Here is a 23,680-nt window from a genome sequence, read left to right on the forward strand (position 1 = left end):
AGCGAATCCATACAATGAATACGCAACTGAGCCAAGAGAATGTCATCGCCATGAACGGCAAACGTAAAACCATCGAGATTTCGGGCCTGAATTTCTTCTACGGTAAAACCCAGAGCCTGCACAACGTCAGCCTGGATATCCATGAAAAGCAGGTGACTGCCTTCATCGGCCCGTCGGGCTGCGGCAAATCGACCTTGCTGCGCACGCTGAACCGCATGTACGACCTGTACCCGGGCCAGCGCGCCGAAGGCGCCATCATGTACCGCGGCCGTAACATCCTCGAAGGCGGCCAGGACTTGAACATGCTGCGCGCCAAGGTCGGCATGGTGTTCCAGAAGCCGACCCCGTTCCCGATGTCGATCTACGACAACATCGCGTTTGGCGTGCGCCTGTACGAAGACCTGTCGAAAGGTGAAATGGATGAGCGCGTGGAATGGGCGCTGAAAAAAGCCGCACTGTGGACCGAAGTCAAGGACAAGCTGACCAAGAGCGGCCTGTCGCTGTCCGGCGGCCAGCAGCAGCGTCTGTGCATCGCCCGTGGCGTTGCCGTCAAACCGGACGTGCTGCTGCTGGACGAACCAACCTCGGCACTGGACCCGATCTCGACCTCTAAAGTGGAAGAACTGATCAGCGAGCTGAAACAGGACTACACCATCGCCATCGTGACCCACAATATGCAGCAGGCAGCGCGCTGCTCGGACTACACCGCGTATATGTACCTGGGCGAGCTGGTGGAATTTGGCGAAACCGACCAGATCTTCATGAATCCGGCCCGCAAGGAAACCCAGGACTACATCACCGGCCGCTTCGGCTGATCAACCTTATAATACGCATTCGACATTGGAGAGCAGCATGATCGGTGAGCATTCATCCAAACAGTACGACAACGAACTTGAGTCCATCCGCAGCAAAGTGCTGCTGATGGGCGGCATCGTCGAGACCCAGTTCCTCGACGCCATGACCTGCTTCCGCATTGGCAACACCGAGCGCGCCGACCGCGTAATGCGCGAAGACGACGCCGTCAACCAGCTGGAAGTGCAGCTGGACGACGCCTGCAGCCACCTGATTGTGCGCCGCCAGCCGGCCGCCAACGACCTGCGCACCATCATGGCCACCATCAAGGTGATTACCGACCTCGAGCGCATCGGCGACGAAGCCACCAAGATCGCCCGTATCGCCAAGCAGCTGCATGGCCGCGGCGCCGTGACCGTGAACCACTATGAAATGGTGCGCGGCATCGCCAACAACACCAGCGACCTGCTGCACGACGCGCTGGACGCGTTTGCGCGCAACGACGGCAAGCAGGCCCTGCAGCTGATCGCCCAGGACGCCGTGATCGACCACGAATTCCGTTCGATCATGCGCAACCTGATCACCTTCATGATGGAAGATCCGCGTACAATCTCGGCCGCGCTGGACACCCTGTGGGTGGCCAAGGCGATTGAACGCATCGGCGACCACGCCAAGAACATCGCGGAATACGTGATCTACGTGGTGGAAGGCAAGGACATCCGCCACACCAAGATGCACGTTACTGAAAACGAGCCTGAGCAAGCTGAGTAAATAAAAATAAATGGCATCTGATAAAACTACCGTACTGATTGTTGAAGACGAACCAGCCATTGTTGAGCTGGTCACGTTTTCGCTGCGCGAGGCAGGCTGGAACTGCTGCGCGGTGCAAAGCGCCGGGGAAGCCTGGGACTTCATCCAGACCAAGACCCCGCAACTGATCCTGCTGGACTGGATGCTGCCGGATTCTACCGGCCTGCGCCTGCTGGCGCGCATCCGTTCGGACCGCCAGTTCAATGAAATCCCGGTCATCATGCTGACGGCCAAGAGCATGGAAGAAGACAAGCTGGCCGGCCTGAACAGCGGCGCCGATGATTACGTCACCAAGCCGTTCTCGCCGCGCGAGCTGCTGGCCCGCGCCAAGGCGCTGTTGCGCCGCAAGAGCCCGGAACATGCGCAATCGACCATGCGCGCGGCCAACATCATGCTGGACCCTGTCAGCTGCACGGTGTCGATGGATGAGCAGAAAATCGATATCGGCCACGCCGAATACAAGCTGCTGAAATTCCTGCTGGCGCATCCGGAACGCGTGTTCTCGCGCAGCCAGCTGCTGGACAAGGTGTGGGGCGACCATGTGGTCATCGAAGAGCGGACGGTGGACGTGCATGTGCTGCGTCTGCGCAAGGCCTTGAAAGAAGCCGAGCACCTGATCAAAACCGTACGTAGTGTAGGCTACATGCTGTCGGAAAAAAACTGAGTTTTACATGAATCCAAAACTGGTGTTCTGGGTGCCTGCTGCGCTGCGTACGGCCATTATTCTGGCCGGTTGCGCGCTGGGAGGCTGGATCTTCGGCTGGGTCAATGGCCTGATCCTCGCGGTCATCGCCATGATGGCGCTGGTGTTTACCCAGCTGTCCTATCTCTATCAGCTGAGCAACTGGATGGACGACCCGCAAAGCGCCAAGCTGCCGGACGGCTGGGGCGAGTGGACCAATATCTTCTCGCGCCTGTACCGAATGCGCCGCGAGGACGAGAAAAACCAGACCGAGCTGACTGAATGGCTGACGCGCTTCCGCCAGGCCATGCATCTGCTGCCGGACGGCGTCGCCATCATGGATGACGTGCTGTTCCTGGAGTGGTGCAATCCGGCCGCCGAGCAGCATCTGGGCCTCAGCAACGAGCGCGACAAAGGCATGCGCGTGACCAACCTGGTGCGTAATCCGGACTTCATGGATTACATCATCCTGGGCCGCTACGACCAGCCGCTGACGATCAGTTTCCGCGAACGCAAACTGATCGTGCACATCATTCCGTTTGAGAACCGCCGCCAGATCCTGGTAACGCACGATGCGACCGAGACCGAACGCATTGAAGAAATGCGCCGCGACTTTATCGCCAACGCCTCGCACGAACTGCGCACGCCGCTGACCGTGATCGTCGGCTTCCTGGAAATCGCCGCGCAGGAAGGGCTGGACGCCGCCACCCGCGCCGCCCACCTCAAGCTCATGACGGAGCAGGGCCACCGCATGCAGCACCTGATCGAGGACATGCTGACCCTGTCGCGCCTGGAGTCGGTGGATTATCCTATGCGCCCCGATCCGGTGGATGTGGGCAAGCTCATGGACCAGCTGCTGCGCGAAGCGCGGGCACTGTCGGCCGGCAAGCACGAGATCACCATGGAAGTCAGCGGCCCGGACGTGCAGGGCTCGTACGAAGAGCTGCACAGCGCGTTTGGCAACCTGGCCTCCAACGCGGTGCGCTACACGCCAGCAGGCGGCAAAATCCACCTGGTGTGGAAAGAGTTCGACAACGGCGCCAAGTTCCTGGTGGAAGATACCGGCATCGGCATCAGCCCGGAACACATCTCACGCCTGACCGAGCGCTTCTACCGCGTCGACAAGAGCCGTTCGCGCGAGACGCAGGGCACGGGCCTGGGCCTGGCCATCGTCAAGCACGTGCTGCTGCGCCACAACAGCACGCTGCAGATCAAGTCGGAAGCAGGCAAGGGCAGTACCTTCATCGTGTGCATGCCCAAGGCCGCCGTCGTGCAACAACAGCCGGAGCTGCTGGCTAACTGACCCAGCCCAGCGTATGGGATTGAATCTGCTCCACCACGCCGGGATGATGCTGCTCGGCGGTGGCGGCAATTTCCTCGACCTGCGCTGGCGGGATTTGCCCGGCCTGCTCGGGCGTCACGCGTGGCTGGCCCTGGGCATCGGTAAAGTCGCCGATGCTGCCGGCCAGCGATGTCAGCATTTCCGGACTCACATTGACGAGCAACTGATTAATCAGGTCAGCACACTGCTGAGGATCGCTGCGCAGCAGCAGGCTGCTGATGGTTTGCGGGAACGGCACTGCCTGGTGGAGGCTGGCCGCTTCTTTCACGCTGGGAGCGTGCTCGGTATCACTGGCGAAATCGATAGTCATGATGGCTCCTTCTGAGGTTAGGAGCAAGCATACGGGTTATGCCGATAAAGACTGTTCGCGCCCTAACGTATGTCTTGGCAGCAGTCCCGTTAAACCGTCGGCAGCACACTGAAGCCGTTCTCGCTGCAGGCCTGGGCCTCCTTGATGGCAACGCCTGCCACCCGCGCCGCAGGCGGTCCCTGATGCGCCCAGCTGATGAGCGAGTCCAGCGCGAGGGCGTCGCCATCCACCAGGGCCTCTACCGAACCATCGCGCCGATTGCGCACCCAGCCACGCAAACCCAGTCCCGCTGCCTGCCGCTCAAACGAAGCACGATACCCGACGCCTTGTACCACGCCAGTAATGATGAGATGCTTTGCCATCAAGGTTCTCCGTGAAAATTGGTGATTTTTCTGCCGAGCATGATGCTATCCTACGCGAGGCATTCGACATTGAGAAATCCTGCAGTTAAAGGAGTAAGTATATGGCCAAATATCTCATCTCTTTTCCCAGTGCCGCCATGGTGCTGCCGGATGACGAATGGAAAGCGGCGGGCCGTGACGCGCATGCGGTGATTGAGGAAGCCAAGGCCGCCGGTGTCTACGTCTTCGCTGGTGGCATTGCCGAAGACGTGCCCCCTTTGCTGGTCACGGCTGACGGCGCATTCACCGAAGGTGGTTACCCGTGGGCACCTCCACTCAACGGCGGCTTCACCGTGCTAGAACTACCGTCGCGCGACGATGCCATCGCATGGGCAGCCCGCATTGCCAAAGCTTGCCGCTGCGACCAGGAGTTGCGGGTCTTCCAGATTGATCCACAGTCATGAAAGAGTGGATATCAAAAACGGACCACAACGTGGGCGGATAGCGGCGCCAGTGCCTGTGCGGCGGCTGCTGGGCTGAGTGCGGCTGCTTCAAGTGGACGTATCAGCCGCGCGGTGTCTTTCAGCGTCGCCTGATTGTCGGCCATGGCGCGTAGCAGTTGTGTGGTGATGCGGTCCAGTTGCGGACGGATGGTGTTGGCCAGATCGGGCGCATCGTCGAAATGGCCGGCCTGCTGCGCTTTCCATTTGGCGTACAGTTCGCGCTGTACAGTTTTGGAGGCCTCGATCTGGGCTTTGAAGACGGCTGCCACCCAGGCATCCGGCAAGCCTAGCGTGCGGCCTTGTTGCACGGCGGCCGCGATCACTTGCGCTTCGCGCGGCAAGTCTTCTATCGGCGCCTGCACGTTCCATTTGGCGCGTGCGACTGCTTCCGCCAGCAGCAGGCGCTCATCGATGGCTTGCCGTAGCGGCTCCAATGCCCAGGGATAGTCCAGCCAGCGGTCGAAGCTTTTTTGCAGTCCGCCGCTGCTGATGCGCTGTTGCAGCCATGTGTCGACATAGATTTTTAATTCGGCATCGCGTGGCAAAAGGATGGCTTTTTCTGCGGTATCGAACGGCGCGTCGGGATGCACGGCGCACAGTTCCGGATGCAGGCGCTGCTGCAAACGGGTTTCAATCGCATCCGTCATCATGAGGTCGGCTGCGCCGCTGACAATCTGGCCAAAGATCGTCACGTTGTCCGGGTAGACGGTCAGCTGCGCGTGCGGCGCATGGGCGCGGGCGAAGCGTTCGTTGGTGCCGCCCGGATTGACGATCAGGCGCACGGCCGGCTGATTGATCTGCTCCAGCGTCTGAAAGCGCAGCTGGTTTTCGCAACGTGTAATCGGCGTTTTGCCATCGCGCAGGTAGCTGACCGAGAACAGCGCCTGCTGCTGGCGCTCCGCCGTCACCGACACACCGCTCAGTACAATATCGAATTTATCCGCGCCAAAGTCCGTCATCAGCGTTGGCCAGCTGGTCGGAACAATCTCCAGCTTGACGCCCATGGCGCGCGCCAGTTCACCGGCCTGCTCAACATCCAGTCCGATAAAATCGTTCGCCCCTGCGCGATAGCTGAACGGCTTGTAGTCGCCAGTGCTGCCCACACGCAGCACGCCGCGTGCATGGATCTCTTCCAGGCGGCCGGCATGGGCGGAGGCCAGCGCGGTAACCAGCAGCGTGGACAGGAGCAGGCGTTTCATCAGCTTGCGTGCCCCTTCATGGCGGTCTGGCAGTGTTGCAGCACATCGTCATAGGAGCGCGAGACGTGGTCGGCCTCGGAGAAGATGCAGGTTTTGAGGTCGGGATTTTCGAACGGACTTGGCAGCAGCAGCGCGAAGTGCTTGGCGTCCGGCAGACGCACGCGCATTTTGGCCAGCGCATCGCTCATGGCTTCGCAGTCGTTGAGCGGATCGACGCTGATGAGGCAGACAATGGCAACCGCTTCCTTCCTGGCGCCCGGTGGTGGCGGCTGGTCCAGTTCCTCGAAGTTGCGGCTGCGCGCGTCGATCTTTTGTTCTTGCAGAATGCGTACCAGGATCTCGGTCGCCAGCTCGGCATATTGGGAGCCGATTGCAATATTCAGCACCACGCTGCCGGGTGGCACATCGAAGGAACCTTGCCATTCGCCGCCGTCGGAAATGCGCTGCGCGCGCAACTGGCGGCCGATGCCTTCGCCAGTCAGCACCGTGCTGCGCTTGCGTTTGCGCCACCATTTTGGATTGCCGCTCAGCGCTTCAATCACGGCAATGATGGAGGAGGTGACTTTTTCCTCTTCCTCCGGTGTGATGGCGGCGTCCTTCAAATCAAAATGCGCCAGGTGCAGCGCGGGCAGCAGCACGCCGTCGCAGTACTCGGCCAGCGATTTGTGCTGCATGTAGCGCTTGGCGCTGGTGACGATTTCGTGGGCGTCGCCGGACAGCACGCGCTGGTAGAAATTCTGCGGCAGGGTCAGCGCAGGCAGTTCGCCGAACATGATCTCCAGCACCTTGAGCGCGCGGATGTAGCGGCCCGCGACCACCAGGCACAAGGTCAGCGGCGTCGACAGCACCAGGCCGACCGGTCCCCAGATCCAGCTCCAGAAAATCGCCGACACCACCACGGACAGTGGCGACAGGCCGGTCGTGTGGCCATACAGTTTTGGTTCGATGGTCTGGGCGACGATAATTTCCACCGCCAGGAACAGGCCCAGTGTCATGAGCGCCAGTGACCAGCCCGGATCGACGGCGGCCGCCAGCACGGTTGCGCACAGCGCCGCCATCCAGACGCCGACATACGGGATGAAGCGCAGCACGGCGGTCATGGTGCCCCACAGCAGCGCCTGGCCCAGCCCCATCAGGCTCAGGCCCAGCCAGATCGCCAGGCCGGTGGCAAGATTCACGAGGAACTGCGAGATGAAGAAGCGCGACAGGCGTTCGCCCGCGTCATTCACTGCAATCGTGGTGGCGCGCAGGTCGCCGCCGCCCGCCAGGCGGATGAAGCGGTCGCGCAGGGATTCATGTTCGAGCAGCACAAAGATCAGCACCACAAACACAATGCCGGCCGTCTCCAGCGGCGGCCATACGGAGGTGATGACTTTGCCCAGCAGCTGGAATGGTTTGAGCGCAGGCTCATGGATTTCCACCAGCACCGGCGTCTTCACGCTGCCATCGTTTTGCAGCACTGGCTGCGGCCCGCTGGCGCCATCGCTGGTGAAGTGTTCGATCAGGTCGCCGGCCGGGCCGCCCAGGTCGCCGAGTGTGCCGCGCGTCAGCTTGTCCAGCGTTTCAATCTTGCTGGCGATGGTGTCCTGGTACTGCGGCAGGCTGGCGCCCATGGCGCTGACTTGCGACACGATCACGCCGCCGATCGCCAGCAGCGTCACGGTCACCACCAGCACGCCGGTGCATACCGATGTCGCCTGGCCCAGGCCCATGTGCCGCAGCGCGCGTACAAACGGCGCGATCAGGAAGCTGAAGATGAAGGCCAGTGTAATCGGGATCAGCACGTCACGGCCGAAGTAGAGCAGGGCAAGCACCGTGGCGGTGCCAACGAGGCCGGTGACGGCGCTCGGCAAAGTGCGGGAAGCGATGGAGTCAGACACCGTGTAACCTAGCCGGGTAAGTAAAGCAGATGAAGTGGACCACGTTAAGCGTGATGTGTACCAGGATGGCGGCCTCGATGCGTTGCGTGCGCTGGTAAGCGATCGCATAGCCGAGGCCTGCAACGCCAGCGAGTATGCCATAGGTCAGCCTGCCGCCGAGGTGGGCCGCCCCAAACAGCAGCGCCGACACTGCCACCGCCAGCCATGGCCCCCACGCGAAGCGCGCCAGCGCCGATGCCAGCCGTGCCTGCAGCAGGCCGCGGAAGAAGGCCTCTTCCGCCACTACCGTGAACAGCAGGTTCACTAGCACGAACATCAGTGTCTGCTGCGGCAGTTTGATATCGAGGCCGACCACGCCGGCCGCCACGGCAAAGCCCAGTGTAGCAGCGATCGTCAACAGCAGCACCGGCACCGTCTTGCGCAGCACCTCGCCCAGTTCCGGCCACGCATGCACGCGGCGGCACAGCAGGGCCAGCAGCACCAGTCCGACGGCGCCCTTGTCGAAGTTCGCGTATTGCGTGAACGGTGCGGCCCCGGCGGACAGCACGACATGATCGATGAGCAGCGGATTATTAAAGCCGGGCAGCTTGTGCATGGCCAGCGCCAAGGCCAGCGCCGCCGTCAGCGTGCCATAGGCCAGGCGCAGCCAGCTGCGTGGCGCGGCATTGCAGGCGTAGGCGCCGGCGGCCAGCACCACCAGCGCGCTGACCGCCACCGGGTCCAGCACGCCACCCACCAGCCCCCAGGCCATGGCCATGACAAAGAACAGCAGCCACAGCGGAGCCGAGCGCCGCCCCATTGGCAGCGGCCTGGCCCACACGGAACACAGTGCAAAAGCGAGGAAGAGGAAGGCAGGAAATTGGAGTGTCATTGATTCAACGATGAGTTTTCGTCAATGATACTCCAAGGCAGCCTAGAATTTGTAGATCAGGCCCGTCATCAGCATGGGCGTGGTTTTACGTTTGGTCAGCGGGCTGTCGGCGGCATCCGACGTCAGGCGGGTCACGCCTGCGGCGCTGTACACCGACCAACTGCTGTTGATCACGTGGTTCCAGTTGAGGCCGGCTGTGAGGTTGTTGAAGCCGGCTTTTGCCGTGTACGCCCTGTAGCCGGACGCGGCGCTTTGCGTGGTGGTGACGCCGAAGTAGGTCTGGTTGTGCTTTTTGTCGCCGTATTCGGCCGATACCGACAGGCCGATCTGGTCGCTTGCGGTGGTGTAGAGCGCGGTCGATGCGCCAAGCGCGAAGGTGTAGCCATACTCGCGGTGGCTCAGGTTCTGCTTGGTGCTGAGGCTCAGACCGACGGTGCCGATGTTGTAGCCTACGCTCAGTACGGCCTGCGCCGTGCCCTGGATCTTGCCCATGCCTTTCAGTGCATCCGAGCCCGAGAAGTAGTTTTCCTTGTGGTCTTCGCGGCCGCCGTCATAACTCAGGGCGCCGCTGAGGTTGAAGTCCCCCAGCTGGGTCTGGTAGCCGATGCCGCGCATGGTGCTCAGGAATACGCCGTTGGCAAAGGTGCGTTCGATGAAGGGCAGGGGGATGACGCGGCTTTTGTCGGCGCCGGCATATTCCGGTACATAGGCGAGGCCGGCGCCGGCCGAGAAGCTGTCACCGGCGGCGGCTGGCATTGGTCCGGCAGCAAATGCCTTGCCGCCAAAGGCGCACAGGGATAAGAGGGTCAAAGTAATGGCATGGCGCATGATGATATTTTCCCGTTCAGTTATCCGCCGGTGCGTGATTGCCCGGCTCTAGACGGGCGCAAGTGTCCCAGTAATTAGGGTTCGCCGCTATCGGCGAAGCTGAAGTATCATTTGCTGGAATCTTTGGTAGCGCGCCGCGCTGCCACGCCCTGGAGCCCACTATGTCGTTGACTTTGTATTACCACCCGTTAGCCTCGTTCTGCCACAAGGTGTTGATCGCGCTGTACGAAAACGGCACGGATTTCGACCGGCGCATCATCAATCTCGGCGAGGAGGCGGATCGTGCCGAGCTGGAAGCCATCTGGCCGCTGTGCAAGTTCCCCGTGCTGCGCGACCACGAGCGTCACCGTGATGTGCCGGAGACGTCCATCATCATCGAGTATCTGGACCGGCATTACCCCGGCACCCAGCGCATGATTCCCGCGGACTGGGACGATGCGCAGGATGTGCGTCTGTGGGACCGCTTTTTCGACCAGTACGTCCAGGGGCCGATGAACACCATCGTGGTCGCCCATTTGACCGGGCTGAGCTGCGACCAGACCAAGGAGCGCACCAAGCTCAAGACAGCCTACAAGATGATCGAGAAGCGCATGGCCACGCGCAGCTGGATGTGCGGCGAAGCGTTCAGTCTGGCTGATTGCGCGGCGGCGCCGGCCTTGTTTTACGCGGCGACGGTGCTGCCGTTCCCGGAGGAATACCACCACCTGCAAAGCTACTTTGAACGTCTGGTGGCGCGGCCGTCCGTCAAACAGGTGCTGGACGAGAGCAAGCCTTACTTCTCGATGTACCCGTTTGCGGACGATATTCCGGAACGCTTCCTGTAAGCCTCCCGGCCCGGTCATTCCCGCCTGCGCGGGAATGACCGTGGTTAGCCCTGGTTGCCTTCAGGCGCGCTTTGCATCGACGCGGCTTGTGGCATGGCCTTGTTCTGGCTGGCGATGTTGGCGAAACGGCTGGCTTCCTCCGCGATATGCTTGCCGGCCGCCTGGCGGCCGGCATCAGCCAGCTCGGTGGCGGTGCGCGCGGTCTGTGGCACGTGCTGCTGCGCCAGAATATTGATGTCGCTCTGGAAGTCGCCGGCCACCTGCGCCAGCTTCTGATGATAGGTCTGCAGTTTTTGCAGCGTGGCTGAGGCAGCTTGCGGCACGGCATCGGCCTTGCGTTCCTCTGGCGAGGTCAGCAAGTTTTGACGCAGGGCCGCAGTGGAATCGTCCAGCCACTCACGGCTAAACTGTACATTGACCTCGGCCAGCTGGCGCAGTGAGCGCAGTACCGCCTGAGTCAGGTCGGAGTAGTAGTCGATGCGGGCTTCCGCATGATTCCGGGCTGCCGGGGACAGCGTTTCCACGAACGAATTCATAAGTGTGCTCCTGTTGGGATGTGGGCCAAAAGAGGCGTGAGACAAGTGCGGTGGACGTTTTGGCCTGTCGTCCACCACCGCTATCATCTCAAATGTGGCCGCTTGATGGCACTCCCGAGCTTGCTGGAACTATTTGTGTACCCTATTCAACAGATGGCGCGCGCCGTGGCAGGAGAAGCAGCGTTTTCTGCCTGCCGTTGATGTAGCGGACGCCACTTTCATCAAAATAGGCATCCTCCTCCAGCATGATGCGGACCGGCTCCTTCCAGCCCGGAATTGCCGTGGCGGCGTTCAGCTCGATCGAGTAGGCGGTGTGGTAGCGCAGCACATCGTCGCCGCTGCCCGGCACGCCGCCCTGCATGTCCCACATGCCGATGGCGGGGCCGGCGGCATGGCCGTGGTAGCCGATCGGATGGGTGTAAATGGTCGGCTCGATGCCTTCGGCCCTGGCCTGTTTCAGCGATGCCGCCAGCACCTGGTTGCCGCTGCGGCCCTGTTGAAAATTGGCGGTCAGAATGTCCTGCAGGCGGTTGGCGCTGGCAAACGCGTTCACCAGTGCCGCCGGCGCGGTCGTCTCGCCGGGCTTGAGCACGTAGGCGTGCTCCTGGATGTCGGTGTTCAGGCGCAGGTAGGTGATGCCGATATCGACGTGCAGCAGGTCGCCGGGCACGATGATGTCGGCGTTGGCCAGCCCCTTGCCGGCACGCTGGATTTCCACCGAGGGATGGAACCAGGTGTCGTAGCCGAGGTCGCGGATCTTCTGGCGGAACCACCAGACCACATCGTCCGCCGTGGTAATGCCCGGCGTGATGACGCGTTCGGAGAAGCCTTCCTCGATAATCCGGTGCGTGGCGTTGACCAGTTGCGGATAAATCTGCATCTCGCGTTCGGTGCGGGTTTCCAGCCAGCGGATGGCCAGCGGCTCGGCCGACACCACGCGGCGTTTCAGATCGGCCGGCAGCGCGGCGAGCAGCTCGCTGTAGTCGGTGTGGTCGATGCCGTCGGCATGGTTGAAGTGCGTCGAGGTGTTGAGCGCGATCTTGTCGGGATTGCGCTGCTTGATGATGTCCACCAGCGCCTCCCATTGATGCGGAAATTTCTTCATGTCCCAGGCCGCCGTGATGCTCTGGCCGACGTTGTAGCGCGCGACCGCCAGGCGTTCCACCTTGCCGGTCTTGGCGTCGCGGTAGAACACCAGGATGGTGCGGCGGCGCGCGTTGAGCCATTCGGCCGGCAGCATGGTCTTGAGGACCGGATCCTCATTGTATTCGCGCGAGACCACCACCCACATGTCGATGCCGGTTTGCGCCATCATGCCCGGCAGCAGATGGTCAAAGCGGTCGACCAGCAGCTCGTTGACGACGGTCGCCTGGTCGCGTACCGACAGCACCTGGGCCTGGGCGCCTGCCGCCAGCAGCAGGGAGAGAGCAATGAGGAATTTTTTCATCCGCAAATCTTGAGCCTGGTTTTTGGCAATGTCAATCAACAATATTTATAATGTTCTGCTTACGCAAAGGAGAGAACATGGCAGCACCTTCGGTTTTTTATCTGCACGGCGGTCCGGCACTGGCACCGGTGTTTGAGCGCGCCCGCTATCCGGACGCGGACCACGTCCACTGGTGGCACCAGCCGCTGGCCAAGCCGTGTGCGGCGCGTCCGTTCCTGGACTTGCAGGAAGCTACCGTTACCGAATTCCGCCGCGTGGCGGCAGCAGCGGGTCAGCCGCTGACCGTGATGGCCAGTTCCTTCGGCGCCCATCTGGCGGTGCACCTGGCACGCCAGGCGCCGGAACTGGTCAAGGAGATCTTGCTGCTGGCGCCCACCTTCAATCCCGAGCAGGCCGCGCTGCGCCTGGCCCGCCGCGCGTTCCGTGTGCATACCGGCCACGAACATGCGGGCAAGCTGGCCACCGCGCTGGCGATGTATGAAGACGATCCTGGCCGTCCACGCTTTTGGGATGTGTTTGGCGCGCTGTCGCTGCTGCCGGATGTGACGGAGCTGTATTTCGGTCCGGCCGGCGCCGATGCGGCCCGTTCGTTTGCGGAGCTGATCCACCAGCCGGGCGCATTTGACGGCCCGACCTCGGTCGCCACCTCGGACGATTTTTCCGCGCTGGACCATTCGCCGATGCCAAGCCCGTTCGCCGGCCCGGTTTCCGTGCTGTTTGGCGCCTACGACCCGATGATCGACGCCGAGCAGGATCGCAAGGTGTGGGAAGTCATCTTCCCACAGGCCGAGTTCTTCAAAGTAGACACGGGCCATTTCCCGTTGCTGGAATTGACCCTGGAGGCGTGCCTGTCGCCAGCTTAATGCCTGGCGAAGTGCGCTTCGATTTCTTCCAGCGTTTTGCCCTTGGTTTCTGGCAGCAGGAAGGTGGCGGTCAGGAAGTACAGCAGCGTGCAGCCGGCCCAGCCAAAGAACATGGTCGCGTAGCCGTACTGGCCCACGGTGGGCAGGAACACGGCCGCGATCATGGTCGAGACAAACTGGTTGATGAGCAGCGCGATGCTCATGCCGTTGGAGCGGATCCGGGTTGGCATCAGCTCCGACAGCGCCAGCCACACGCACACGCCCGGCCCCACCGCAAAGCTGGCGACGAATAGGCACATGGCCAGCGCCACCCACCAGCCATGCGCGGTGGGCGGCACGGCGGCGATGTCGGCGCGTTCGATGTGCAGCGGCGCGTTCTGGCCTTCGGCCGGATCGGCAAATGGATTCAGATGCAGCTTGCGGAAGAAGGCGCCGATGACGCTGTCCGGCTGCACGGTTTCTTCGCGGCTCATGCGCAGCACCGGCAGGGCGGCGTCGTCGCTGCGGCGCGTCTGCACGTTGGTGAACGGGCCGTAGGAGTAGGCTACGGTCAGCTGCTGCGGCGCTTCCTTGAGGTTGACGCCCAGCGAAGTGACGGTGGCGTCGTCCAGGCGCAGGGCCAGGCTGTCGGCCTGGATATGCGCCTGCAGTTGCGGACGCACGTCGCGCTGGCCGCCCTCCACGCTGCGGAACAGCAGGCCCGCTGCCAGCAGCGCGGTGACGATGCCGCCGGTGCCCAGCATCAGCAGGAACTTGCGGCCTTTGCGGTCCACCAGGACCACGGCGACGATGGTCATGAGCGCGTTCAGCACTTTCAGCACGACGTCGGCGGTGTTGGCAGTCGCGCCGGGCAGGCCGGCCTGGTTCAGGATGTTGACGACGTAGGCCAGCACGGAATTGATGCCGGTGGCCTGGTTCAGCGCCAGCACCAGGCAGGCGATCAGGAAGGGCAGCATGTAGCGGCGGCTCAGCAGCGGATCGCTGGCGGCGGGCGCGCCCGCAGTGGCGGCGGCCGGCGCCAGGGCTTGCTGGATCTCGCGCAGCTCGGCCTCCGCTTCGTCGGCTGGACGGGTGCGCAGCAGGGCGGTGCGGGCTTCTTCAATGCGGCCGCGGCGTGCCAGCCAGCGCGGCGATTCAGCCAGCAGCAGGCTGCCGACCGTGAACACCAGGCCTGGCGTCAGGCACCACCAGAAGATGCTGCGCCAGGCGTTGTCCTTGGCTGCAAACACCGCCGCCACGCGCTCCGTCTCCGACAGCGCCTGGGCGGCGGCGGTGGCGCTTTCCACCGTGTGCGCTTGCAGCAGGCCGACTACCGCAGCGGCCACCAGGCCTATCGTCAGCAGCAGCTGGAACAGCGCGGCGCCACGGCCACGCTGGCGCGCATGCAGGCATTCGGCCAGGTACAGCGGTACAATCACGCCGATCAGGCCACCGCTGATGCCTTGCAGCAGGCGGCCCAGCAGCAGCGGGATGTAGCCATCGGCCAGCGCGATCAGCGGAATGCTGAGCGAGAACAGCACGCCGGACAGCACCATCGCCCAGCGGCGGCCGATCCAGTCAGCCAGCGCACCGGCAAACAGCGACGACAGCACGGAACCCAGCAGCACCGCTGCCACAATAAAACTCAGTTGCTGAGCACTTAAACGCCATGCCACCGAGGCGGTGGATTCCAGATAGGGCAAGGCGCCGGCAATGATGCCAACGTCGATTCCGTAAAGTAGTCCACCCATCCCTGCAATGAACAGTAAAAATCCCATGGCGCGTGCTTGCATCGAGTCTCCGGCTAGTTGGTGGTTAGATCGATGGCTTCACCTTCAACGAAGACGGCCACCGGTTGTAATTCTTTGTTGAGCACCACAATATCGGCCCAGGCGCCTTGCGCCAGACGGCCACGTTCGGTCTCGCCCAGATAGTCCGCCGGGTAGAGCGACAAACGGTTCGACGCATCGGCCAGGTCCAGTCCCAGCCCGATGAAATTGCGCAAAGCCTGGTCCATGGTCAGCACGCTGCCGGCCAGCGATCCCGTGGCCAGCCGCACGCAGCCTGCGCACTTGTAGACGCGCTGGCTGCCCAGGCCATATTCGCCATCCGGCATGCCGGTGGCGGCGGTGGCGTCGGTAATGCCGTACAGGCGCGGAATCGCGCGCAGCGCGGCGCGGATGGCGCCCGGTTCCACGTGCTGGAGGTCGGGGATAATCTCGGCATACTCGGCATGCGCCAGCGCGGCGCCAACGATGCCGGGATTGTAGTGGCTCAGTGCCGTCATGCCGTTGTACAGATGCGTGAAGCCGGCTGCACCGGCCTTCAGTGCAGCCACGCCGTCTTCATAGCTGCCGTTGCTGTGGCCGATCTGCACGCGGATGCCGAGTTGATTCAGCTGCGGGATCAGTTCCAGGTGGCCTTCAACTTCGGTGGCCAGCGTCATGGCGCGGATCGGCGCCAGTTCGTGGTAGCTGCGCACCAGGTCCATGCTGCCAACAGCGATGGCGTCTGCCGGCTGCGCGCCGAGGCGGTGGATGCTCAGGAACGGGCCTTCCAGATGCACGCCCAGCATGCGCGCACCGCCGCTCGGGCGCTGGGCGATGGTCGGCGCCAGTCCGCGCAAGGCGCGGCGGATCGAGTTGTCGGTGGCGGTCATGGTGGTGCCCAGCATGGCGGTGGTGCCATGTTTTGCGTGCGCGCGCGCCACCGTGGCGCCGGAGTCGCCGCCCTGCATGATGTCGACGCCCGCGGCGCCATGCACGTGCAGGTCGATAAAGCCGGGCAGGATGGTCAGTGTGTTGTCCGCGCCGTTGTCTTCGCGGATGTGCTGGATGCGCTGGTCGAAGGCGATGCTGCCGTTGATCCAGCCGTTGGGGGTCAGAATACGTCCACTCAGCACGGCATTACTCCGCAATCAGCAGCTCGATACCTGCTTCGAGCAGGCCGTCGCGGTATTCCGGGCTGATGCCGGCGTCGGTAATCACCGCGTGCACGCGGTCCAGCTGCACGATGCGGTGCAGGCTGACGCGGCCAAACTTGGAGGCGTCGGTCAGCACGATGATCTTCTTGGCCCGCTCCACCATCTTGTGATTCAGGCTGGCTTCCGCCTCGTGGTGGGTGGTGACGCCGAACTGCAAATCGAAACCATCGACGCCGAGGAACAGCTTGTCGAAGCTGTAGGCCTGCAAGCAGGCTTCGGCCTGCGTGCCCTGGATCGACAGCGACTGCTTGCGCAGCAGGCCGCCGGTCAGGATCAGGTCCACGCCCGGCGCATCGGCCAGCTCCCACGCGATATTCAGGCCATTGGTCATGACCGTGATGTTCTGCGCCTCGCGCAAGTGGCGCGCCAGCGAGATGGTGGTGGTGCCGGAGTCGATGATGATGTTATCGCCCGGCTGCACCATGCGCGCCGCGTAGGCGCCAATGCGGGATTTCTGTTCGTGGTTGATGGCGTCCTTCTGCGGCACCGTGTGTTCGGTCGGCGGCGTGCGCGCCAGGGCGGCGCCGCCGTGGCTACGGGTTGCCAGCCCCTGGGATTCCAGTGCACTGAGGTCGCTGCGGATGGTCACCGCGGAGACGCCCATCTGTTCCACCAGTTGGTTGACCTGCACCGATCCGTGCTGTGTGAGCGCCTGCAAAATCGAAGCGCGGCGTTGGCTGGTATGTCGCATGAATTTGCTGTAAATCTGTCAAAACAGGCAGCTTAACAGATCGCAGCTGCGCTGCCAGCAGAAGCGTTATCGGCTGCAGCTGCGTTGCGGTTGCAGGCGCGCGCGTACTGCGCCAGCAGGCGGGCGATTTTATGTTCGAGCAGGGCGTTGGCGCGCGGCGCCAGCTGGCCTTGCAGCACTTCCAGGTATTGTTCCGGCAGGTGCTGGCTGAGCAGCGACAGCGGTATCTCCAGCGCATCCAGGTTGGCGATCAGCTTCTCTACCGCCGCCACCACCGGCGCTTCGCCCCAGTAGTAGCGGCAACGGTCGCTCAGGCCGTAGCGGCGCAGCAGGCGCTGTTCCGCGCTGCTGCCCGGATAGTGCCTGGCCCAGTGTTTGGGGTGCGCCAGCATGGTGTCGTCCAGCACCTGCATCAGGCGCGAGACCTGGCTGGCCGGTACCAGTTCTTGTTCGACCTGGCACAGCGCCATCAGGGCTTCGCGCAGCGCGAAGGTGGCGGCCGGACCGACCTTGAGGATGGCAAAGTGATCGCGCACCATCTCGTGCAGCGCCGTTTCGCGCTGGTAGTCGGTGGAGTGGGCTTCGAACACGATGCCTGGCTGGCCGGCGACAAAGGCCGACAGCTCGGTGGCCTGGGCCGCGTCGTAGTGCTGGATGTGGCTATGGTCGAAATCCACGCCAGGCTGCACCACCATGGCGATCACACGTCGCCAGGCGGCGTGCAGGTTCTGCTCCATGAAGGCTTTGTGGTGCACCTCCAGCGTGCGGCGCGCGGCTTGCGGCGAGGTGACGGCGCCGGCTTGCGCCAGATTGGCTTCGCCGCCCGGAATCGGCACTTCGGTACCGATCACATACACCGGCGGCGGCAGGCCAGCCTGCTCGGCGGCCTGCTCGGCGACGATGCACAGACGGGCGGAGCGCGCGGCAATCACTTCGTCGCTCAGGTATTGCGGATCATCGGCGCAGCGCATGCTGCAATCGAGGTGGATTTTGTGGAAGCCGGCCGCCGCGTAGGCCGCGATCAGGATTTCGGCGTTCTGCATGGCGGTGGCGCTGTCCAGCCCTTGCCACGCGTTGGGGCCGAGGTGATCGCCGCCCAGCACCAGACGCGCAAGCGGGAAGCCTTGCTGACGCGCCAGATCGTGGACGTAGGCGACAAACTGCGGTGGCGTCATGCCGGTGTAGCCGCCGAACTGGTCCACCTGATTCGAGGTCGCCTCCACCAGCAGCACGGTGCCGTAGGTGCCGGCCACTTGCATGGCGGCGCGCAGCACGCTCGGATGGCTGCAGCATACGCTGTACAAACCGGTGGCTTCGCCACGGCGGTGCGCGGCAATGATCTGCTGGACAGGGGAGAGGGAATCGGTCGTGTTCATCATCAGTCGTTCAGTTGTTGTCGGGCGAGGAGGGCGGCGCCGCGTGCACCACCGGCGTCGCCGAAGGCAGGCGGTAATACCGGTGGCGTTCGCACGCCGCAGAACAGGTGCCGGCTCATGGCGGCGGGCAGTTTTTCGTACAGGTGCGCCAGTTGCGACAGGCCGCCGCCGAGCACAATCGCGTGCGGGTCCAGCGTCAGCACCAGCGTGGCCAAGGCGTGGCCCAGCAGGTCCAGGTGGACCTCCAGCGTTTGCAGGGCGATGGCTGAGCCGCTTTGCGCGCGGGCGACGATGGACAGCGGCGTTTCATCGCCGCCGCCGAAGTGGCGGTGCAAATTGCTCATGCCGGGGCCGGAGACATAGCGTTCCAGGCAGCCGCGCCGTCCGCACGGGCAGTCGTACAGCGGCAGGCCGTAGGGCTCCAGCTGTGCGGCGGCCAGCGGCCAGTGGCCCCATTCGCCGGCCACACCGTTCGAGCCGCGCAACAGACGGCCATTGACGCAGTAGCCGCCGCCGGCACCGGTGCCGATGATGGCGCCGAACATGGTGGGCACGCCATCCGCTGCGCCGCCCTGTGCTTCGGACAGCGCAAAACACTGGCAGTCGTTGCCGACGGCGAGTGGGCGCTGCAAGGCGTCCTGCAGCGATTGCACCACCAGGCGGCCGTTCAGCGCCGGTACGTTGGAGCTGAGCTGGCGGCCGGTGACGCTGTCGATCACGCCCGGCAGGCCGATGCCGACCGGTGCGCGCAGTCCCAGCGCTGCGTCGGCGCGTTCGATCAAGCCCTGCATGGCGCCGATGAATTCGGCGAAGTCGGTGCCCGGCGTGGCGATACGCTCGCGGTGCACTTCACGCAGCCTGGCGTTTTCGTCGGCAAAGGCAACCAGTTCTATCTTGGTGCCGCCGATGTCGATGCCGTGGTAGCCGCGCATGTCAGAACTCGTCATGGCGGTAGATGGTGACGCCTTGCACCACGCGGTTCACGATGCCGCCCTTGAATGGATTGTCGGGACGCAGTTGCAGCAGCGCCGACTGGTGCAACGCGTACTGCTGCGCCATCAGCAGCCACAGCGGCGCCAGCCAGGCGTCCGGCCAGGCCGGGGTGTCGATCGAGAAGTCGCCGCCCGCGCCCACGGTCAGCACATCGGCTGCCACCTGGTCGCGGCGCAGTTCTTCCACCAGATCGTGCTCGTAACGGCGCGACAGCGGATCGGCGCTGCGGAACAGCAGCACCAGCGTTTCCGGATTGACGGCGGCCTTGGGGCCATGGCGGAAACCCAGTGCGCTGTTTGCCATGGTCATGACGGAACCGGCGGTCAGCTCCATGATCTTCAGCGCGGCTTCCTTGGCCAGCGCTTCCAGCGGGCCGCTGCCCAGGTAGATCACGCGCGACACGCGCCTGGCGGCCAGCGCGGCGACTGGCGCCGACCACAGGCCCTGCGCCTGCTCGCCCAACTGGGCCAGCTTGTTCAGGCGCTCCGGCTGGAAGTCCGGATCGAGCGCAGACAGCGCCGCCAGCAGCATGCAGGTAAAGCTGCTGGTCATCGCGAAGCCGCGGTCGCAACTGGCGGCCGGCATCATCAGGTTCAAGCTCGCGCTGTCGTTGGCGCCTTGCTGCGCCAGGTCGCCTTCCGCGTTGCAGGTGATATTCAGGAAGCGTGCATTCGGCACCAGGTCGCGCACCAGCTGCACGGCGCCGGTGCTTTCCGGGCTGTTGCCGCTGCGGGCGAAAGAGACCAGCAGCGTGGGCGCGCTGCTGTCCAGGTACAGGGCAGGGTGCGTCAGCAGGCTGGTGGTGGAGATGGCGCGCACCTGGCATGGCCAGGCGGCGTTGATTTCGTCCGCGATGATCTCGCCCACATACGCCGAACTGCCGGCGCCGGTCAGGATCACGCGCTGTTGCGGATTGCGCAGGCTGTCGCCGAGGAAGGCGGCGATGCGGCTTTGCTCGGCGCCCAGATGCGCCGCCAGTTCGCGCCAGAGGGCTGGCTGGTGGGCGATTTCTTCTGCGGTCTCAAGGCCGCCTATGTCGCGCCAGTCGTTGGTCGTACGCTGGAATAAGGTAGTCATCGAAAGATTTATCTGTTGAAGGCAGTCGAAGAGTAAGGTTTAATTTTCGAAATGTCAAATACGAAAGTTAAAAGAAAGTTTTTGAGTCAGCGCAAGGTGTCATCCTGTACCTTTTTTGCTACGAATTCGAAAGTAATTATGATTGTTGCATACTAATACGAAAGATTTTGCTCATTATTTTTCGATTTTTCTTTTCTTTTGGTTGACCGTGTTTGTTTTTATTTCTAGAGTAATTACAACGCAACGCCATAAGTCTTTCGGAAATTAAAACGCACAACAGCAAAAACGAGGGAGAGTTTCGTATGCATCACAGCCGCCATAGCCATTTTCCGCTTCGCCATAGCGCTATTCGTCACGCAACAGCCATTCTGATCGGTTTGAGTATGGCTGCAGCTGGCCAGCATGCGCTGGCGCAGTCCAATGCTACTACCACTATCTATGGTGAGGTAGCGACACCTGCCGGCGCCACGGTGGTACTGCAAAACCTGGACACCGGGACCCAGCGTACCCTGACCCCGGATGCGTCCGGCCGCTACGTCGCCAACTCGATGCCGCCGGGGCGCTATGCACTGCGTGTGCTGCGCAATGGTGTGGTGCAGGAGAGCCGTGAAGTTGAGGCAGTGGTGGGCAGTGGCGCTGAAGTGAACTTTGGTGCTGCGGCTGCACAAGGCCAGACCGTGGTGGTGCGCGCTGCGCGCACGGTGATTGACGTTTCCAGTACAAATAATGGCGTGGTGTTCACCGCCAAAGAACTCAAGGCGCTGCCGGTCGCGAATGATGTGGCGTCGGTGGTGCAACTGACGCCCGGCGTGGCGCGCGGTACCAATAGCCAGTATGGCAATGCGCCTTCCATCGGCGGTTCGGGCCAGTCGGAAAATGCGTTTTACGTCAACGGCTTCCCGGTCACGAACATCCTGACCCAGGTGGGCGCATCGGAATTGCCGTTCGGCGCGATCTCCAATATGCAGGTTTTGTCAGGCGGCTACGGCGCCGAATTCGGCCGCTCCACTGGTGGCGTGGTCAATATCACGACCAAGAGTGGCGGTAACGACTTCCATGCCGGCGGCAAGCTGTCGACTATTCCGGCCAGCTTGCGTGGCGCGCCACAGAACACCTACTATCCCAATACCGGTACCCACGCCGACACCGATGGCAAGCTGCTGTACTGGAACCAGGACAACCGCACCACCAGTAAAGTCGCAGGATTGTATGGCAGCGGCCCGATCATCAAGAACAAGCTGTTTGCCTTCATTGGGCTGGAGCGTACCAAGACCAGCAGCGAATCGATTGCCGCGACAACCGACGCTTCTGCGGTGAGCCTGAAAAGTGGCTGGAGTACCGGCGATACCACCACCGACCGTGGCCTGGTAAAGCTTGACTTTAACCTCACTGAAGATCATCACTTCGAATACACCAAGCTGTATGACCGCACCGAAGTGTTCAGCCGCGCCTATGGTTTTGATTACACCACGCTTGCGCATAACAATGTGCCTGCCACCGCAGGGGAAACCACCGTCAACTGCTGCGGCGCTGCTGCAGCGCCCGGCGCGAATATCGATGTCTTCAAATATACCGGCTACCTGACCGACAATCTGACGGTAACCGCGGTGTATGGCAAGTCGCGCACCCACCATACGCGTACCCCGTCCGGCTACGATCCGGCACTGGCGCAAGTGTCGACCGGCATCACGGTGCAAGTGCCAACGCTGAATTATCCCGTGCCGCAGACGGTGACTGGCAATCTGGTTGATCCATCGTCGCGCGACAGCCAGAAGGGCAAGCGTCTCGACATCGAATACCGTCTGGGTGACCACTCGCTGCGCGGCGGTATTGACCGCATCGACGTGGATTCCAAGGTCGGTTTCATGCTGGCTGGCGGTTATCGCTGGACCTATCGCAAGGCTGCCGATCCTGCGCGTGCCATCAATGGCGCCTTCGAAACCCCGGCGCAGGGTGGTGGTTACGGTACCCAGGGCTACTATGTAAGTCGCGACTACTATTCGAACCTGGCCAATCCGACCAGCGAGCAGTCGGCGCAGTATCTTCAGGATCACTGGCAGATTACGCCGCGCGTGTTGCTGGACCTGGGGCTGCGCCGCGAGCAATTCACCAACTACACCAGCACGGGTGATGCGTTCATTTCACAACGCAATATGATTGCGCCGCGCCTGGGCGTGACGTGGGATTATGCCGGTGATGGTTCGGTCAAGTTGTTCGCCAACGCAGGGCGCTACCATTTGCCGGTGCCATCCAACCTGTCGAGCAATATGGCGGCGCCATTCACCTCGACCAGCGAATACTTTACCTATACCGGTGTGGACCAGGTGACGGGGGCGCCGACTGGCCTGCATGCGATCTCCAAACCGTATTCGGCCAACAATGCGTATGGTCAGAGCCGTGATGCGCGTGAAGTCACCGCGATCGGCCTGAAACCGCTGTCGCAGGATGAAATGTCGCTGGGCTTCGAAAAGGCGTTCAACAAGCAGCTGGTGGTGGGGGCCAGTGTGTTGTATCGCCGGATGAACGACACCAATGACGACACCTGTGATCAGCGTCCTATCGATGCCTGGGCAGCGCGCAACCACGTGGATGCCAGCCACTGGAGCGGTTTCCAGTGCGCCATCATCAATCCTGGCCGTGACAACGCGCTGTGGATCAACTTCAACGATGGCAAGGGCTTGCAACGTGTCGACATCTCGGCGGCGGAGTGGGGCGATCCAAAGCCAGACCGCACCTACAAGGCGCTCAACCTGTTTGCCGAGCATCCGCTGAGCAATGGCTGGTATGGCAAAGTCACCTACACCTTGTCAGCGTTGAAGGGCAATATGGAAGGCCAGACCGATACCATCGGCGGTGGCGACGTTGGCCTGACCGTCAGCGATGACCACAAGGAGCTGATGTACAACGCCTACGGCTATCTGCCAGGCGACCATCGCCATGCGATCAAGGCCTATGGCTTTGTGCAACTGACGCCGGAGTGGAACGTGGGCGCCAATCTGTCGCTGATTTCCGGGGCGCCGCGCAACTGTATCGGCGAGCTGCCAGCGGACCTGAAGTGGTCGGGCGACTACGGCGCTGCTTACTTCTACTGCAATGGCAAGCCGACCCCGCGTGGCAGCCAGGGCCGCCTGCCGTGGCAAGCCACGCTGGACCTGAATGCAGCATATATGCCGCGTTTTGCCAAAGGACTGAGCCTGAAGGTCGACGTATTCAATGTCTTCGATCGCCAGACGGTCCAGCGCTACAACGAAACCCGTGAGGATGGCGGCGGTGCGATCGCCCGCAGCTATCTGCAGGTCACCAGCCGTACCGCGCCGCGCTCCGTGCGCCTGACTGCGGAGTATGAATTCTAA

At 62.7% G+C, this 23,680-nt stretch carries 22 protein-coding genes and 1 pseudogene; 8 read left to right on the forward strand and 15 right to left on the reverse strand.

All coding sequences use genetic code 11. From position 1 onward, the window contains the following. Positions 1-14: 14 nt before the first annotated feature. From pstB to phoR, 4 genes are read left to right on the forward strand one after another with little or no spacing between them, the layout of a single operon-like run. Complete coding sequence (gene pstB, locus BUA36_RS17970) at positions 15-815, forward strand: phosphate ABC transporter ATP-binding protein PstB (RefSeq protein WP_072786678.1); 801 nt, start codon at positions 15-17, stop codon at positions 813-815. A gap of 37 nt (positions 816-852) precedes the next feature. Then, a complete protein-coding gene (phoU, locus tag BUA36_RS17975) occupies positions 853-1,563 on the forward strand; it encodes a phosphate signaling complex protein PhoU (protein ID WP_072786679.1) in 711 nt (236 codons plus the stop codon). A 10-nt stretch (positions 1,564-1,573) separates the two neighbouring features. After that, positions 1,574-2,266, forward strand: a complete 693-nt coding sequence (locus tag BUA36_RS17980; RefSeq protein ID WP_072786680.1) for a response regulator — start codon at positions 1,574-1,576, stop codon at positions 2,264-2,266. 7 nt (positions 2,267-2,273) lie between these two features. Next, complete coding sequence (gene phoR, locus BUA36_RS17985) at positions 2,274-3,587, forward strand: phosphate regulon sensor histidine kinase PhoR (RefSeq protein ID WP_072786681.1); 1,314 nt, start codon at positions 2,274-2,276, stop codon at positions 3,585-3,587. Here phoR and BUA36_RS17990 read toward each other — a convergent pair. Both BUA36_RS17990 and BUA36_RS17995 read right to left on the reverse strand, forming a co-directional pair. After that, entirely contained in the window at positions 3,580-3,936 is a 357-nt protein-coding gene (locus tag BUA36_RS17990; RefSeq protein WP_072786682.1) for a hypothetical protein, read from the reverse strand. The genes phoR and BUA36_RS17990 overlap by 8 nt on opposite strands. 89 nt (positions 3,937-4,025) lie before the next feature. Continuing rightward, entirely contained in the window at positions 4,026-4,298 is a 273-nt protein-coding gene (locus BUA36_RS17995; protein WP_072786683.1) for an acylphosphatase, read from the reverse strand. A gap of 101 nt (positions 4,299-4,399) precedes the next feature. On the opposite strand from BUA36_RS17995, the gene BUA36_RS18000 reads away from it, so the two are divergent. Further along, complete coding sequence (locus tag BUA36_RS18000) at positions 4,400-4,741, forward strand: YciI family protein (RefSeq protein WP_072786684.1); 342 nt, start codon at positions 4,400-4,402, stop codon at positions 4,739-4,741. An 11-nt stretch (positions 4,742-4,752) separates the two neighbouring features. Here BUA36_RS18000 and aroQ read toward each other — a convergent pair whose 3' ends face one another. The 5 genes and pseudogenes from aroQ to BUA36_RS18020 all read right to left on the reverse strand — a co-directional run bounded on the left by aroQ (position 4,753) and on the right by BUA36_RS18020 (position 9,540). Continuing rightward, a complete protein-coding gene (aroQ, locus tag BUA36_RS31635) occupies positions 4,753-5,214 on the reverse strand; it encodes a gamma subclass chorismate mutase AroQ (protein ID WP_229255750.1) in 462 nt (153 codons plus the stop codon). A gap of 3 nt (positions 5,215-5,217) precedes the next feature. Further along, a pseudogene (locus tag BUA36_RS31640) lies at positions 5,218-5,979 on the reverse strand (transporter substrate-binding domain-containing protein); the annotation flags it as partial. Then, the gene (locus BUA36_RS18010) at positions 5,979-7,859 is read right to left on the reverse strand and encodes an AI-2E family transporter (RefSeq protein WP_229255743.1); all 1,881 of its coding nucleotides are present in this window, start codon (positions 7,857-7,859) and stop codon (positions 5,979-5,981) included. The pseudogene BUA36_RS31640 and the gene BUA36_RS18010, both read right to left, overlap by 1 nt. Next, complete coding sequence (locus BUA36_RS18015) at positions 7,852-8,730, reverse strand: CPBP family intramembrane glutamic endopeptidase (protein ID WP_072786687.1); 879 nt, start codon at positions 8,728-8,730, stop codon at positions 7,852-7,854. The genes BUA36_RS18010 and BUA36_RS18015 overlap by 8 nt, the downstream gene beginning before the upstream one ends. A gap of 42 nt (positions 8,731-8,772) precedes the next feature. Then, positions 8,773-9,540 carry a MipA/OmpV family protein gene (locus tag BUA36_RS18020; protein ID WP_229255744.1) on the reverse strand — a complete coding sequence of 256 codons (768 nt, stop codon included), beginning with the start codon at positions 9,538-9,540 and terminating at the stop codon, positions 8,773-8,775. 179 nt (positions 9,541-9,719) lie between these two features. On the opposite strand from BUA36_RS18020, the gene BUA36_RS18025 reads away from it, so the two are divergent. After that, positions 9,720-10,382 carry a glutathione S-transferase family protein gene (locus tag BUA36_RS18025; protein WP_072786689.1) on the forward strand — a complete coding sequence of 221 codons (663 nt, stop codon included), beginning with the start codon at positions 9,720-9,722 and terminating at the stop codon, positions 10,380-10,382. Between the two features lie 44 nt (positions 10,383-10,426). Here the strand turns inward: BUA36_RS18025 and BUA36_RS18030 are convergent, their stop codons facing one another. Together BUA36_RS18030 and BUA36_RS18035 are read right to left on the reverse strand one after the other, a co-directional pair. Next, positions 10,427-10,918, reverse strand: a complete 492-nt coding sequence (locus tag BUA36_RS18030; protein WP_072786690.1) for a phasin family protein — start codon at positions 10,916-10,918, stop codon at positions 10,427-10,429. A gap of 142 nt (positions 10,919-11,060) precedes the next feature. Next, positions 11,061-12,365, reverse strand: a complete 1,305-nt coding sequence (locus BUA36_RS18035) for a M24 family metallopeptidase (RefSeq protein ID WP_072786800.1) — start codon at positions 12,363-12,365, stop codon at positions 11,061-11,063. 77 nt (positions 12,366-12,442) lie between these two features. On the opposite strand from BUA36_RS18035, the gene BUA36_RS18040 reads away from it, so the two are divergent. Further along, positions 12,443-13,228 (forward strand): alpha/beta fold hydrolase, encoded by a 786-nt coding sequence (locus tag BUA36_RS18040; RefSeq protein WP_229255745.1) that lies wholly within the window; start codon positions 12,443-12,445, stop codon positions 13,226-13,228. On the opposite strand, the gene BUA36_RS18045 is transcribed toward BUA36_RS18040, so the two are convergent. The 6 genes from BUA36_RS18045 to BUA36_RS18070 are packed head-to-tail and all read right to left on the reverse strand — an operon-like array spanning position 13,225 to position 20,327. Beyond that, the gene (locus BUA36_RS18045) at positions 13,225-15,000 is read right to left on the reverse strand and encodes an MFS transporter (RefSeq protein ID WP_072786691.1); all 1,776 of its coding nucleotides are present in this window, start codon (positions 14,998-15,000) and stop codon (positions 13,225-13,227) included. The two genes, BUA36_RS18040 and BUA36_RS18045, sit on opposite strands and share 4 nt — an antisense overlap. An 11-nt stretch (positions 15,001-15,011) precedes the next feature. Beyond that, positions 15,012-16,109, reverse strand: a complete 1,098-nt coding sequence (gene nagA / locus BUA36_RS18050; protein ID WP_072786692.1) for an N-acetylglucosamine-6-phosphate deacetylase — start codon at positions 16,107-16,109, stop codon at positions 15,012-15,014. A 4-nt stretch (positions 16,110-16,113) separates the two neighbouring features. Next, positions 16,114-16,881, reverse strand: a complete 768-nt coding sequence (locus BUA36_RS18055; RefSeq protein WP_072786693.1) for a DeoR family transcriptional regulator — start codon at positions 16,879-16,881, stop codon at positions 16,114-16,116. A 32-nt stretch (positions 16,882-16,913) separates the two neighbouring features. Continuing rightward, positions 16,914-18,257, reverse strand: a complete 1,344-nt coding sequence (locus BUA36_RS18060) for a D-tagatose-bisphosphate aldolase, class II, non-catalytic subunit (RefSeq protein ID WP_072786802.1) — start codon at positions 18,255-18,257, stop codon at positions 16,914-16,916. A 2-nt stretch (positions 18,258-18,259) separates the two neighbouring features. Further along, positions 18,260-19,204, reverse strand: a complete 945-nt coding sequence (locus tag BUA36_RS18065) for an ROK family protein (RefSeq protein WP_072786694.1) — start codon at positions 19,202-19,204, stop codon at positions 18,260-18,262. Next, the gene (locus BUA36_RS18070; protein WP_072786695.1) at positions 19,191-20,327 is read right to left on the reverse strand and encodes an SIS domain-containing protein; all 1,137 of its coding nucleotides are present in this window, start codon (positions 20,325-20,327) and stop codon (positions 19,191-19,193) included. Before BUA36_RS18070 ends, BUA36_RS18065 begins: the two co-directional genes overlap by 14 nt. A 383-nt stretch (positions 20,328-20,710) precedes the next feature. Between BUA36_RS18070 and BUA36_RS18075 the strand changes: the two genes are divergently transcribed. Beyond that, positions 20,711-23,680, forward strand: coding sequence for a TonB-dependent receptor (locus BUA36_RS18075; protein WP_229255746.1), 2,970 nt, complete (start codon positions 20,711-20,713; stop codon positions 23,678-23,680).

It is taken from the genome of Duganella sacchari, assembly GCF_900143065.1.
GTDB classification, from domain to species: domain Bacteria; phylum Pseudomonadota; class Gammaproteobacteria; order Burkholderiales; family Burkholderiaceae_D; genus Rugamonas; species Rugamonas sacchari.